We start from the raw sequence: 14,346 nt of genomic DNA, 5'->3' as shown, positions 1-14,346 counted from the left end.
GAGCTCCAGTATCAATAGCGAATTTTCGGGTCGATAACGGCATAGAGCACATCGACAATGGCGTTAAATAATATGGTCAGCGCCCCGACCAGAATGGTCAAACTTAACACCAGCGAGTAATCGCGGTTGAGCGCGCCATTAACGAAAAGCTGCCCAATGCCCGGTAAGCCATAAATCGTTTCGATCACCATTGAGCCGGTAATAATGCCGACAAAGGCTGGCCCCATATAGGATAAAACCGGCAGCAGCGCAGGTTTTAACGCATGGCGGAAGATGATTCTGCGCATCGGTAATCCTTTTGCCCGCGCGGTACGAATAAAGTTCGAATGCAGAACTTCAATCATTGAGCCGCGCGTAATACGAGCGATGCTGGCAATATAGGCCAGTGAAAGCGCGACCATCGGCAGGATCATAAATTTTAACGCCCCGCCGTTCCAGCCGCCGCCAGGCAGCCATTGCAAGGTTATCGCAAAGACCATCACCAGCAGCGGCGCCACCACAAAACTGGGGATAACGACGCCGGTCATGGCAAATCCCATCACCGTATAATCCCATCGCGTATTTTGCTTTAGCGCGGCAATCACGCCAGCGCTGACACCAATAATGACCGCCAGCAAAAAAGCGGCGGCGCCAAGTTTCGCCGAAACGGGGAAGCTGGCGGCAACCAGATCGTTGACCGTGTAATCTTTGTATTTAAACGATGGTCCAAAATCGCCATGCGCCAGCTGCTTCAGGTAGCTGAAGTACTGCGTCATGATGGGATCGTTCAGATGATATTTTGCTTCAATATTGGCCAGCACTTCCGGCGGCAATGCGCGCTCGCCGGTAAAAGGACTACCCGGCGCGAGGCGCATCATAAAGAAAGAGATGGTAATAAGAATAAACAGCGTCGGAATCGCTTCCAGACAGCGGCGTAAAATAAATTTCAACATTGCCCGTACCTTCTGGCCTGTGCCTTTACTTCCCGGACGTGACAAAAGATCCGCCAGGGAAAGTTATAGTGCGATGAAAAAAGACACCATGGGACAACCGCAGTTGTCCCATGTCTTGCCATTAATGTTTGATAATATATAAGTTTTTCACATAAATATTATCCAGCGGGTCTTTACCGGTATACCCGCCCACCCAAGGTTTCACCAGGCGCGCGTTAACGTAGTAATACACCGGCACAATAGCCGAGTCTTTATCTAACTGCTGCTCCGCTTTAGCGTAGAGTTCGCTGCGCTGCGTATCGTCCGCCACTTTCAGCGTGTCGGCAATCAGCTTATCAAACGCCGGGCTCTTATAATGCGCGGTGTTATTTGAACTGTCGGACAACATAGTATTCAGGAATGAGGTCGGTTCATTATAATCTGCGCACCACCCGGCTCTGGCGACATCAAAGGTGCCCTGATGACGGGTATCCAGGAAGGTTTTCCATTCCTGATTCTCCAGATTCACATTGACGCCCAGATTTTTCTTCCAGATAGACGCCACGGCAATGGCCAGTTTTTTATGCAGATCGGAGGTGTTATACAGCAGGTCGAATGTTAAGGGCTTATCCGCCGTAAAACCGGCTTCAGCCAACAATTTCTTCGCTTCTTCATTACGCTGTTGCTGGGACCATTTGAACCACTCAGGCTCTACCAGTTTTGCGCCATCGGTATACGGCGGCGTGTAGCTATAAGCGGGTAAATCGCCCTGATTTTTAACCTTATTAACAATAATGTCGCGATCTAACGCCAGTTTCAGCGCGGTACGCACGCGGACATCGTTAAACGGCGCTTTTTGATTATTAATTTCGTAATAATAGGTACACAAATAAGGGTCTACGCGGACTTCATTCGGGATCTCTTTCTTCAGTTTCTGGAATAATTCGATCGGCATATTGTTATAAGTCATATCGATCTCGCCGCTGCGGTAGCGGTTGACATCCGTCACCTCCGAAGAGATCGGCAAATAAGTCACCTGATTGATGACGGTTTTGGCGTTATCCCAGTATTGCGGGTTACGCTCCAGCACGATACGTTCGTTCACCACCCAGTTTTTTAACTTATAAGCGCCGTTAGTGACAATATTGGCTGGTTGCGTCCATTTATCGCCAAATTTTTCGACCGCCGATTTCGGTACAGGAGACACTGAAGGGTGGACCAACAATTTGTAGAAATAAGGCACCGGCTCACTTAAGGTCACTTCAAAGGTGTGATCATCAAGCGCTTTTACCCCCAGATCGGTGGCGGGTTTTTTACCGGCGATAATGTCATCGATATTAGCAATATGACCGTATTGCAGATAGCTGGCGTACGGCGATGCCGTATTAGGATCGGCCAGGCGTTGCCAGCTATAAACGAAATCATGGGCGGTGACGGGCGTACCATCTGACCATTTCGCATTTTCACGTAGATGGAATGTCCAGACTTTAAAATCTTTATTTTCCCATTTTTCCGCGACGCCCGGTGAAGGATGCCCCTCGACATCACTAATTAATAAGCCTTCAAAGAGATCACGGCTGACGTTCGATTCCGGCACGCCTTCAATTTTATGCGGGTCGAGAGACTGCACTTCTGATCCATTATTACGTACCAACGTTTGCTTGTCGGCTAACTGAACGCCGGCGGGCACGTCTGCCGCAGTCGCGGCGCTGGCGGCGATGAGCGCAGTGAGTATTCCCGCTGCAATCAAACTTTTTTTCGTGATGTTAGACATTGTGTTTGTACTCCACTCATTATAATTACTGGTTTTTACCAGCCTGTTTAATCCCGTCAGGGTTCCTGTGCAGCACTGGTGGTGTACTGCCAGGTCTGTCACTGCTTTTGCTATCACCGACTTTATTTATTCTGACGATTCGTTCGATCGCCTTTCGTCGATTCGGTATACGACGTACCTGCCCACGTCGCACGTTATTTCTGACAACCATCTAAATGAAAATAGTTATCAACAATGTGAAATCTTCTGCAAAATGTTTGGCCGAAAAGTATCAAATGCGTTTCTGAACCGCCAATTCATTTTACAATTTTGTTAACCAATTCTCTTTTATGGAAAATTTCCTGCCCAGAAAAACAGTTCAAGAATGTTAAAAAGCTTTAATTTATTCTTTATAATCAACAATTTGAAAGAAAGCCGTCTCGCTGTCACAGCGTAGGATATACCTGCGCCAGAAAACACACACAAATTTAACAAATGCTCATTATTTAGCACATTCATCTACGATGGAGCTGAAACAACTAATAACATTTCAATAATCCTTCATCAAGCCCCAGAGTATGGTGTGAATAAAATAACAGACCTACCGCTTCTCACGGACTCAGTAATGTTGATAATAGTTTGATTAATAAAAATAAATAGCATTAGATTATATTAGTATTTTTTATCATTTAAACGCTGAATGCTTATCAAAGTAAGAAGTGTTACGTGGGAATGTCACTGGGAATGTCACAAGGCGGCCCCCTTACGGCGCCGCCTGTAAATCAACAGGTGGGAGTTTAGTTGAGCAAGCCGGGGAAAATGCCTTTTATTCCTGTGACAATAAATTCGATGCCGAGCGCCATTAACAACAACCCCATGATTCGGGTAATAACGTTGATACCGGTTTGCCCCAGCAAACGAACCAGCCACGGCGCCATACGGAACACGCCCCAGCAGCAAAGCGCAAAAAGCGCAATGGCAACTGAAAAGCCAAGCAAATGCGCGATGCTGTGATAACGCGTCCCCCAGACGATAGTGGAGCTAATCGCCCCTGGCCCTGCCATTAACGGCAGCGCTAACGGCACAACGCCAATGCTCTCGCGTATGGCCGTCTCTGACTTTTCTTGCTTGTTTTGTTTATCTTCCCCCAGCTTCCCGCTGATCATCGACATTGCAATGGTGACAACCAGGATACCGCCCGCAATTCTGAACGAGTCAATAGAAATACCAAACAGCTGCAGGATGCCATCGCCGAGGAATAAGGAACTCCACAAGATAATCGCAACCGACAGATTCGCGGTGAGGTTAGTTTTATTACGCGCCGTGGCCGTCTGGTAGCTGGTCATGCTGATGAAAACGGGGATAATCCCCACCGGGTTAACCAGCGCAAAGAGCCCGATAAAGAACTTAAAGTAAACAGGAAAATCAAAAAGCGGTTGAATCACGGTTAGCTCCGAAGCGTTAGCCGGATGAAGTCAATTTTCGTTAATGATCAAAACGCGCAGAAGATACGCCTTTTATTCGCATAGTTCACCTCTTATCTACACCTAATTTCATCCATTCATCGCTGTTATTTATATGTACTCGTTATGCTAATCCACTCACTCTTCATGACAACGATTTCTTAACAATTTACATAAAAGGCTAAAATGGCCTGCTGAAAGGTGTCAGCTTTGCGTAATCTTGATTTAGATCACACAATCGCTACTCAGAAGTGAGTAATCTTGCTTACGCCACCTGGACGTAACGCGTTAGAGTTAAATGATACTAACGCAGAAGCTCTTTTAGTAAATCAGAGCGAAACGGACGTTAAGTAACCACCTGAATTTCAGGCATTTATACAAAGTATCGTCGATCTGTCTATACTCACGTATCGCGCAGATGATTTACTAAAAAAGTTTAACATTATCAGGAGAGCATTATGGCTGTTACTAATGTCGCTGAACTTAACGCACTCGTAGAGCGTGTAAAAAAAGCCCAGCGTGAATATGCCAGTTTCACTCAAGAACAGGTCGACAAAATCTTCCGCGCCGCCGCTCTGGCAGCCGCTGATGCCCGCATTCCGCTGGCCAAAATGGCCGTCGCCGAATCCGGTATGGGTATCGTGGAAGACAAAGTGATTAAAAACCACTTCGCTTCTGAATATATTTACAATGCCTATAAAGATGAAAAAACCTGCGGCGTGCTGTCTGAAGACGACACCTTCGGGACCATCACCATTGCTGAACCTATCGGCATTATTTGCGGTATCGTTCCAACCACTAACCCAACCTCTACCGCGATCTTCAAATCGCTGATTAGCCTGAAGACCCGTAACGCCATCATCTTTTCTCCGCATCCGCGCGCTAAAGAAGCAACCAACAAAGCGGCAGACATCGTTCTGCAAGCGGCTATCGCTGCCGGCGCGCCGAAAGATCTGATTGGCTGGATCGATCAACCTTCCGTAGAACTGTCAAATGCGCTGATGCATCACCCTGACATTAACCTGATCCTTGCGACCGGTGGTCCGGGCATGGTTAAAGCAGCATACAGCTCCGGTAAACCGGCTATCGGCGTAGGCGCAGGCAACACCCCGGTTGTCATTGATGAAACCGCTGACATCAAACGCGCTGTGGCGTCTGTTCTGATGTCTAAAACCTTCGATAACGGCGTAATCTGTGCTTCTGAACAGTCTGTTGTCGTTGTTGATTCCGTCTATGATGCCGTTCGCGAACGTTTCGCCAGCCACGGCGGCTACATGCTGCAGGGCCAGGAGCTGAAAGCGGTTCAAAACGTTATCCTGAAAAATGGCGCTCTGAACGCCGCTATCGTCGGTCAGCCAGCCTACAAAATCGCTGAACTGGCAGGCTTCTCCGTACCAGAAACCACCAAGATTCTGATCGGTGAAGTTACGGTCGTTGATGAAAGCGAACCGTTCGCACACGAAAAACTGTCTCCGACTCTGGCGATGTACCGTGCGAAAGATTTCGAAGAAGCGGTAGAAAAAGCAGAAAAACTGGTCGCTATGGGCGGTATCGGTCACACCTCCTGCCTGTACACTGACCAGGATAACCAGCCAGAACGCGTTGCTTACTTCGGTCAGATGATGAAAACCGCGCGTATCCTGATCAACACCCCGGCCTCTCAGGGTGGTATCGGTGACCTGTACAACTTCAAACTCGCACCTTCCCTGACGTTGGGTTGTGGTTCCTGGGGTGGTAACTCCATCTCTGAAAACGTTGGTCCGAAACACCTGATCAACAAGAAAACCGTTGCTAAGCGAGCTGAAAACATGTTGTGGCACAAACTTCCGAAATCTATCTACTTCCGCCGTGGCTCTTTGCCCATCGCGCTGGATGAAGTGATTACTGATGGCCACAAACGTGCGCTCATCGTGACTGACCGCTTCCTGTTCAACAACGGCTACGCAGACCAGATCACCTCTGTGCTGAAAGCGGCTGGCGTTGAAACCGAAGTTTTCTTCGAAGTTGAAGCCGACCCGACGCTTTCCGTTGTTCGTAAAGGCGCTGAGCTGGCGAACTCCTTCAAACCGGACGTAATCATCGCGCTGGGCGGCGGTTCCCCGATGGACGCCGCGAAAATCATGTGGGTCATGTACGAACATCCGGAAACTCACTTCGAAGAACTGGCGCTGCGCTTTATGGACATCCGTAAACGTATCTACAAGTTCCCGAAAATGGGCGTGAAAGCGAAAATGATCGCCGTCACCACCACTTCCGGTACCGGTTCTGAAGTCACACCGTTTGCGGTTGTGACCGACGATGCAACCGGTCAGAAATATCCGCTGGCTGACTATGCCCTGACCCCGGATATGGCGATTGTCGATGCCAACCTGGTGATGGATATGCCGAAGTCCCTGTGTGCGTTCGGTGGTCTGGATGCGGTAACTCACGCCCTGGAAGCTTATGTTTCCGTACTGGCTTCTGAGTTCTCTGACGGTCAGGCTCTGCAGGCTCTGAAACTGCTGAAAGAAAACCTGCCGGCGTCTTACCACGAAGGGTCTAAAAACCCGGTTGCGCGTGAACGTGTTCACAGTGCAGCGACTATCGCCGGTATCGCGTTTGCCAACGCCTTCCTCGGTGTATGTCACTCCATGGCGCACAAACTGGGCTCTCAGTTCCACATTCCGCACGGTCTGGCGAACGCCCTGCTGATTTGTAACGTTATCCGCTACAACGCGAATGACAACCCGACCAAGCAGACCGCTTTCAGCCAGTACGATCGTCCGCAGGCACGCCGCCGTTACGCTGAAATTGCTGACCACCTGGGCCTGAGCGCGCCGGGCGACCGTACCGCCGCTAAGATTGAAAAACTGCTGGCATGGCTGGAAAGCATTAAAGCTGAGCTGGGCATTCCTAAGTCTATCCGTGAAGCAGGCGTGCAGGAAGCTGACTTCCTGGCACACGTTGACAAACTGTCTGAAGATGCCTTCGATGACCAGTGCACCGGCGCTAACCCGCGTTATCCGCTGATCTCCGAACTGAAACAGATTCTGCTGGATACCTACTACGGTCGTGATTTCACCGAAGGTGAAGTTGCAGCGAAGAAAGACGTCGTTGCCACACCGAAAGCAGAGAAGAAAGCGAAAAAATCCGCTTAATTCGTTATCTGCTTTAGCATGACAAAAACGGCCTCAATTGAGGCCGTTTTTTTGTTTTACCTGTTTATCTGATGCCTGAAGGCGCTATGCTGATCATCTGGCCTACGTGCTCACGGCACGCCCTTCGTCAGGAGGCCTGAATAATGACCTCCAAAGCGCTACAGGGCGTTTTATAAGCCGATCTTTACCTCAGGTATCATATGTGCCGATGGCGCTCCTGAATCGCCGTCAGTGAGCCCTCCTCCAGCGCGTCCTTATAATGCTTACGGCAAACTGAAACGTAGCGTTCATTCCCGCCAATAACCACCTGTTCGCCTTCGTTATAAGGCCTGCCGTCCTGATCAAGGCGCAGAACCATACTGGCTTTACGACCGCAGAAACAGATAGTTTTTAATTCCACCAGCTTATCTGACCATGCCAGCAAGTATTGGCTGCCGACAAAGAGCTCCCCACGAAAGTCTGTTCGTAGCCCATAGCAAAGTACTGGAATATCTAATTTGTCGACAACCTCGGATAATTGATAAACCTGCTGGCGAGTCAAAAACTGGCTTTCGTCGACTAACACGCAATGTATTGTCTGCCGCGCGCTCTCGGCACGAATCTCTTCAAACAAGGATGTATTTTGGTTAAACAATTTTGCCGGCGACGACAAACCGATACGAGAGCTGACTTTGCCTGCGCCGAAACGATCGTCGATTTCCGCCGTATATACGACGGTACGCATCCCGCGTTCCTGATAATTGTATGAAGATTGCAGCAGTGCAGTCGACTTACCCGCATTCATTGCCGAATAGTAGAAATATAGCTGTGCCATTGGTCGCAGGACCTCACCTGAGTGAAATAAAGATTGGCGGGATTGTACCATAATTTACCGACGCGACGGCGCGGCTCGCGCTCCGGTGAGTATTAAGAATTGTACAAACATCGCTCACTATACCCAAAATAATTCGCGTTGCTTAAAGGCGGCAAGGGAGTGAGTCCCCAGGAGCATAGATATCTATGTGGCTGGGGTGAGCGAGCGTAGCCAACACATAAGCAACTTGAAGTATGAAGGGTATATACACATTCCTTCACAAATTATGCCGTTAAAATTCATCAACAATGCTTATCATCACCCGCCAATATGAAAACCTTGTACTTATTGTTACCGTTACTCATACCCGGTGCAAAGTAATAGGGTTTTCTTGTAAGGAAAGCTAATACAAGAGATTGATATCTCTGCAATGAGATCGTATTTCATCATGATAAAATGTGACCTGACTCCTAAATTTTTAGCGACAGACGGTGAGTATCCCCCCTGCCAATAAGCTCTTTTTTGTGCGGCGTCTCAAGGAAAATTTAAGTTGAGATAATTAAAACGTGTGCTTAATAAAGCGTAATTTTGAATTCCTTACATTCCTGGCTATTGCACAACTGAATTTATCGCTCTATTATTAGCTCAACAAACCACCCCAATATAAGTTTGAGATTACTACAATGAGCGAAGCACTTAAAATTCTGAACAACATCCGTACTCTTCGTGCGCAGGCAAGAGAATGTACTCTGGAAACGCTTGAAGAAATGCTGGAAAAATTAGAAGTTGTCGTTAATGAGCGTCGTGAAGAAGAAAGCGCTGCTGCTGCTGAAGTGGAAGAACGCACTCGTAAACTGCAACAGTATCGTGAAATGTTAATTGCCGACGGCATTGACCCGAATGAACTGCTGAATAGCATGGCTGCCGCTAAATCCGGCACCAAAGCTAAACGCGCAGCTCGTCCGGCTAAATATAGCTATGTTGACGAAAACGGTGAAACTAAAACCTGGACTGGCCAGGGTCGTACACCGGCTGTAATCAAAAAAGCAATGGAAGAACAAGGTAAGCAACTGGAAGATTTCCTGATCAAGGAATAATTTACTTCCTGGATGCTTAAAATCCCGCCGCTGGCGGGATTTTTTTTGCCTGAGCTCTCTGCTGACGACCCCAGGCATAAAAAAAGCGCCGGATTTACCAGCGCTTCTGTTAAAAAATTTATAACGTATCGTTACTTCTTAATACCCATTTCTTCTTCAAGCCAGGCTTTAAATTCAGCACCCAGCGAATTATGACGGATGCCATATTCAACGAATGCCTGCATATATCCTAACTTATTACCACAGTCATGGCTTTTACCCTTCATGTGGTAGGCTTCAACCGTTTCTTTTTCGATCAGCATATCGATAGCATCGGTCAACTGAATTTCATCCCCGGCGCCCGGAGGGGTTTTCGCCAGCAACGCCCAGATATCCGCGCTCAACACATAACGCCCAACAATCGCAAGGTTAGACGGCGCAACATCCGCTTTTGGTTTTTCAACCACGCCAACCATCGGCACACTTTCGCCCGGCGCCAGCTCAACGCCTTTGCAATCTACCACGCCGTATGCAGTCACATCTTCTACCGGCTCAACCATAATCTGGCTATTGCCGGTTTCGTCGAAACGGCGGATCATTTCAGCCAGGTTATCCTGAGACAGGTCGGACTCATATTCGTCAAGAATAACGTCTGGCAGAATAACAGCGACAGGTTCGTTTCCGACAACGGGATGCGCGCACAATACGGCATGGCCCAGGCCTTTTGCCAGCCCTTGACGTACCTGCATAATAGTGACATGCGGAGGGCAAATAGACTGAACCTCCTCCAGAAGCTGACGCTTAACGCGTTTTTCCAGCATCGCTTCCAGCTCAAAACTGGTATCAAAGTGGTTTTCAATAGAGTTTTTAGACGAGTGCGTAACAAGCACGATTTCAGTAATGCCAGCAGCGATACATTCGTTCACGACGTACTGAATTAATGGCTTATCAACCAGCGGCAGCATCTCTTTCGGGATAGCTTTGGTCGCTGGCAGCATCCTGGTTCCCAATCCCGCGACCGGGATAACGGCTTTTTTGACTTTCGAATTAAGGGCAGCCATTTAAAATTCTCCTGGACTGTTCATGTATTGAACGTGTTCATTAATCTGTATCGTGTTCCAGTATATCAGTACCAGAACAAGCCTCAGGTCCAAAAAGGACTTATATTGGTATAATTAAGACAAATACTTATAAATCTGCCGCAGATAGTAACACTCGTCGGGAAAGGCCGGTAAAGCAATTTCCGCTCACTCTTCCGTTTGGTCATTCCGCAGACAACATCAATCGCAGACGCCCTCCTGCGCCCCATATTTGACACTGCCATGAGTCGCAACGCTGGCTTAATTGGTTAAGGTAGGCGTTACCCAATGTTCCTAGCGGCACGCCGCTGCTAATTTGAACCTGATGAGCGCCCGTATTTAAGGTGGCGTTCAATCCGGCGGAGACGAGAATCAAATTTTTGAGCTCACTGTGATAGTAGCCGACAAATAGCGGGAATTGCCCAGGTAAATTGGCTTGTCTGAGCAGATGATTTACCTGTTTTAATAGCGCGCCTAACTCCGGTAAACGGTGCTTTTGTTGGCCGAGCTGATCCTGCAATAAGCCGTTAAATAGCGCTCGCAGCAACAATGCGGCTAACACGCCGTTATCGCCCGCCCGGGTGACATCCAGGCAATAAAATGCCAGTTCGTTATCAGATAGCGGCGCAATATCCAGCACCAGTCCAGGCTGATCGGCGGAGACGAGCTGCCGGTAATTAATGCGGCAATGGGAAATCACCTGCTGTACCGGGGGCTGCAATTCCTGCAACAATTGCGCTGCGGCGGTTGGATTACTCACCATTGCATCCCAGTCACGAAACAGGCGTTCTTCTTCTTCAACCCGCGAGTTAAACATATTAGGGTATAAGCAAGCGAATACGGTTTCCCGCAAGCGGTTGAGATCTTTTACCGGCTTCAGCAAGACATCTTCAACCCCAAGGCGTAACGCTTTGGCGATATCCGCCATATTTTCTGTTGCGGAAATAACCAGAATAGGCGTCTGGTCTCCGCGATTACGTAAGTTTTCTACCAGTTTGAGACCGTTCATTCTCGGCATAGCGATATCACATATCATGAGATCAGGGGTAAAACGCCCCATCAACTCCAGGGCATCCACCCCGTCGCCTGCCAATGCCGTTGTCGCTCCCAAAGAGGAAAACCACGAATCCAGAAGCGAGCGAAATACAGGCTCGTCTTCAACAATAAGAATCTGTTTTCCGACCAATGGCTGCGTCATGTTCTCTCCCCTGACTGGCTTTAATCAATAGTGGCATGGTATTGCCGCTTGCGCCTGTCAGAATTTGCTTAAGTGATCGTAAAAGGTACATTAAACGTCGGTACGCACCAAGGGTATAAGTTCGTCCATCTTTTTCTCTACGGCTAACTGACCCGCCGCAATAGCGGCATGGGCGCGATGAAAATCCAGCGTAGAGATTTGCGGACAGAATGGTTGAATGAGAATATCAGGCGGATCGCCAGCCATACGGTTACGTTTAAGACGATTTTCCAACACCTGAATGGAGGTTGTCATGATTTCCATTGCCCCAGGCGAACTCACGCCACGGCGTGAAGTCAGGCTACTGAAACGTTCTTTTAAACGCTTATGCCAGGGCAGCGCATCATCGCTCTCTTCATTGATATTCCCGACATTTACAGAGAGTAAATCTTGCTGCATGAGGTGGGCATCATGTTGCAGGTCTACCGCAATAACGATATCGGCCCCCAGCGCCCTGGTTAACGAAACAGGTACCGGATTAACGACTGCGCCATCTACCAGCCAGTAACCGTTATGCTCAACCGGAGACATCAGCCCTGGCATACTGCAAGACGCGCGTACAGCAAGGTGTAGATCGCCTTCAGTAAACCATAGCTCTCGTCCAGTGCTAAGATTCGTCGCGACCGCGCCAAAACGTCTTGAACAGTGGTCAAAATCCGTGACGGGCATAATATCCCGATAGTGATTAAATACGCGTTCGCCGCGAAGCAACCCTCCTCTGCCCCAGGATACATCCATCAGGCGTAAAACATCCCAGTAGCGGAATGAACATACCCACTGTTCAAGCGCCGATAATTTATTACAGGCATACGCGGCGCCGACCAGTGAACCTATTGAGCATCCTGCAACGATATCAATATCAATGCCTGTTTGCTTGAGGGCTTTGATGACCCCAATATGAGACCATCCTCTCGCTGCGCCAGATCCCAGCGCCAGCCCTATTTTCATTTTTCTCATCGTACTTAACGACTTCCCCTGGCTTCAAGACGTAGCAACATCGCCACTGCTCAGTTAACATAATGCCACCCTGGCGTTCAACGCCGTTTTTTATATTCAGGGAGATTATTGTGTCTCAGCCTTGTCCCTGTGGTAGCGCTGACGAGTATAGCCTATGTTGTGGTCGTATTGTGTCCGGAGAACGAGTAGCACCCGATCCGTCACATCTCATGCGCTCTCGTTACTGCGCTTTTGTGATGAAAGACGCAGATTACTTAATTAAGAGCTGGCATCCAACCTGCAATGCGGCCGCGTTTCGTGATGATATCATCGCCGGATTTGCCAATACCAGGTGGCTCGGCCTGACTATTTTTGAACATACCTGGTCAGAAGCAGAAAATACAGGGTATGTTAGTTTTATCGCGCGCTTTTCCGAACAAGGGAAAACCGGGGCGATTATCGAACGCTCTCGTTTTATCAAAGAAAACGGTCAGTGGTATTATATTGACGGTACCCGCCCGCAGTTGGGTCGAAATGATCCCTGCCCGTGCGGTTCAGGCAAAAAATTTAAAAAGTGCTGCGGCCAGTGACGCCTGACAGTATCGATACAGCAAACACTCTCAACAGGATTTTTCCGGCAATGCAATCACTACAACGTAAAGTTCTGCGTACTATTTGTCCCGATCAAAAAGGCCTTATCGCGCGGATTACCAACATTTGCTATAAGCACGAGCTTAATATTGTGCAAAACAATGAATTTGTGGACCATCGCACCGGACGCTTTTTTATGCGGACCGAGCTGGAAGGCATCTTCAATGATTCCACTCTTCTGGCCGATCTGGACAGCGCCTTACCGGAAGGCTCTGTTCGTGAACTCAATCCCGCCGGACGCCGTCGGGTAGTGATTCTGGTTACCAAAGAGGCGCATTGTCTGGGCGACCTGCTGATGAAAGCCAACTATGGCGGGCTGGATGTTGAAATCGCCGCGGTCATTGGCAACCATGAAACGTTACGCTCGCTGGTTGAACGTTTTGAGATCCCTTTCGAACTGGTCAGCCATGAGGGATTAACGCGTGAAGAGCATGACACGAAGATGGCGGACGCCATTGATGCCCATCAACCGGACTATGTGGTGCTGGCCAAGTATATGCGTGTTTTGACGCCAGGTTTTGTGGCGCGCTTCCCGAACAAAATTATCAATATCCACCACTCATTCCTGCCGGCGTTTATCGGCGCGCGTCCTTATCATCAGGCCTATGAGCGCGGCGTGAAAATCATCGGCGCTACCGCGCACTATGTGAATGATAATCTGGATGAAGGCCCAATCATTATGCAGGACGTGATTCATGTCGATCACACTTACACCGCAGAAGATATGATGCGTGCCGGGCGCGACGTTGAGAAAAACGTATTAAGCCGCGCGCTGTATCAGGTTCTGGCGCAGCGGGTCTTTGTTTACGGCAATCGGACGATTATTCTTTAATCGTCAGTAATATGAATTGATTAGCTTTAATCCGTTACGGATGAAAAGTACGCAAACAGTTCATTTCAGGCAAAGGAATGCTTTACAGCGGCGTGTCATTTGATATGATGCGCCCCGCTTCCCGAAAGGAAGCGGGCCAGTATTAAGCATTACCCCGTGGTGGGGTTCCCGAGCGGCCAAAGGGAGCAGACTGTAAATCTGCCGTCATCGACTTCGAAGGTTCGAATCCTTCCCCCACCACCATTATTCACTACAGCGATGTAGTTAACTCGATGAGCAATGCAGAAGTTTGCACTTGTCGGGGAAGGGTGAGAACCTTCGATTAAGGTTCGACTCGAGCGAAAGCGAGAGAACGTTGCCAACGGCAACGGCCCGTAGGGTGAGGAGCGAAGCGACGAATAATCCTTCCCCCACCACCATTATTCACTACAGCGATGTAGTTAACTCGATGAGCAATGCAGAAGTTTGCACTTGTCGG

Annotated in this window: 11 protein-coding genes, 1 tRNA gene and 1 other RNA gene; 6 read left to right on the top strand and 7 right to left on the bottom strand. The window is 48.8% G+C overall.

The genetic code is table 11. The features are described from left to right. Positions 1 to 11: 11 nt before the first annotated feature. The 3 genes from oppB to ACLJQD_RS06515 all read right to left on the bottom strand — a co-directional run bounded on the left by oppB (position 12) and on the right by ACLJQD_RS06515 (position 4,109). The gene (oppB, locus tag ACLJQD_RS06525) at positions 12 to 932 is read right to left on the bottom strand and encodes an oligopeptide ABC transporter permease OppB (protein WP_000911097.1); all 921 of its coding nucleotides are present in this window, start codon (positions 930 to 932) and stop codon (positions 12 to 14) included. A 121-nt stretch (positions 933 to 1,053) separates the two neighbouring features. Beyond that, on the bottom strand, positions 1,054 to 2,685 hold the full coding sequence (oppA, locus tag ACLJQD_RS06520) for an oligopeptide ABC transporter substrate-binding protein OppA (protein WP_001535312.1): 1,632 nt from the start codon (positions 2,683 to 2,685) through the stop codon (positions 1,054 to 1,056). Between the two features lie 776 nt (positions 2,686 to 3,461). Then, positions 3,462 to 4,109, bottom strand: coding sequence for a YchE family NAAT transporter (locus ACLJQD_RS06515; protein WP_000615840.1), 648 nt, complete (start codon positions 4,107 to 4,109; stop codon positions 3,462 to 3,464). A gap of 476 nt (positions 4,110 to 4,585) precedes the next feature. Here ACLJQD_RS06515 and adhE point away from each other — a divergent pair, with 476 nt between their 5' ends. Next, a complete protein-coding gene (adhE, locus tag ACLJQD_RS06510) occupies positions 4,586 to 7,264 on the top strand; it encodes a bifunctional acetaldehyde-CoA/alcohol dehydrogenase (RefSeq protein ID WP_000301679.1) in 2,679 nt (892 codons plus the stop codon). Between the two features lie 196 nt (positions 7,265 to 7,460). Here adhE and tdk read toward each other — a convergent pair whose 3' ends face one another. Then, a complete protein-coding gene (gene tdk / locus ACLJQD_RS06505) occupies positions 7,461 to 8,078 on the bottom strand; it encodes a thymidine kinase (protein ID WP_000068097.1) in 618 nt (205 codons plus the stop codon). 662 nt (positions 8,079 to 8,740) lie between these two features. Here tdk and hns point away from each other — a divergent pair. Continuing rightward, positions 8,741 to 9,154: a histone-like nucleoid-structuring protein H-NS gene (gene hns, locus ACLJQD_RS06500; RefSeq protein WP_001287383.1), complete on the top strand. Its 414-nt coding sequence runs from the start codon at positions 8,741 to 8,743 to the stop codon at positions 9,152 to 9,154. A 131-nt stretch (positions 9,155 to 9,285) separates the two neighbouring features. Here hns and galU read toward each other — a convergent pair whose 3' ends face one another. The 3 genes from galU to rssA form a co-directional block, all read right to left on the bottom strand. Further along, positions 9,286 to 10,194, bottom strand: coding sequence for a UTP--glucose-1-phosphate uridylyltransferase GalU (gene galU / locus ACLJQD_RS06495; protein WP_000729450.1), 909 nt, complete (start codon positions 10,192 to 10,194; stop codon positions 9,286 to 9,288). A 202-nt stretch (positions 10,195 to 10,396) separates the two neighbouring features. Next, entirely contained in the window at positions 10,397 to 11,410 is a 1,014-nt protein-coding gene (gene rssB, locus ACLJQD_RS06490) for a two-component system response regulator RssB (RefSeq protein ID WP_000193432.1), read from the bottom strand. A gap of 90 nt (positions 11,411 to 11,500) precedes the next feature. Continuing rightward, positions 11,501 to 12,406, bottom strand: a complete 906-nt coding sequence (rssA, locus tag ACLJQD_RS06485) for a patatin-like phospholipase RssA (protein WP_001230575.1) — start codon at positions 12,404 to 12,406, stop codon at positions 11,501 to 11,503. Positions 12,407 to 12,516: 110 nt separating this feature from the next. On the opposite strand from rssA, the gene ACLJQD_RS06480 reads away from it, so the two are divergent. From ACLJQD_RS06480 to ACLJQD_RS06465, 4 genes are all read left to right on the top strand, one after another. Next, a complete protein-coding gene (locus ACLJQD_RS06480) occupies positions 12,517 to 12,975 on the top strand; it encodes a YchJ family protein (protein WP_001540172.1) in 459 nt (152 codons plus the stop codon). A gap of 50 nt (positions 12,976 to 13,025) precedes the next feature. Beyond that, the gene (gene purU, locus ACLJQD_RS06475; protein WP_001191156.1) at positions 13,026 to 13,868 is read left to right on the top strand and encodes a formyltetrahydrofolate deformylase; all 843 of its coding nucleotides are present in this window, start codon (positions 13,026 to 13,028) and stop codon (positions 13,866 to 13,868) included. A 158-nt stretch (positions 13,869 to 14,026) separates the two neighbouring features. Beyond that, positions 14,027 to 14,111 (top strand) — tRNA-Tyr (locus ACLJQD_RS06470). Positions 14,112 to 14,155: 44 nt separating this feature from the next. After that, positions 14,156 to 14,287, top strand: a non-coding RNA gene (locus ACLJQD_RS06465) — RtT sRNA. The last annotated feature ends 59 nt before the right edge of the window (positions 14,288 to 14,346 follow it).

Source organism: Salmonella sp. SAL04214, from assembly GCF_046550615.1.
Lineage (GTDB): Bacteria > Pseudomonadota > Gammaproteobacteria > Enterobacterales > Enterobacteriaceae > Salmonella > Salmonella enterica.
Note: the sequence above shows the minus strand (reverse complement) of the source record. Positions and strands in the feature narration are given on the sequence as shown.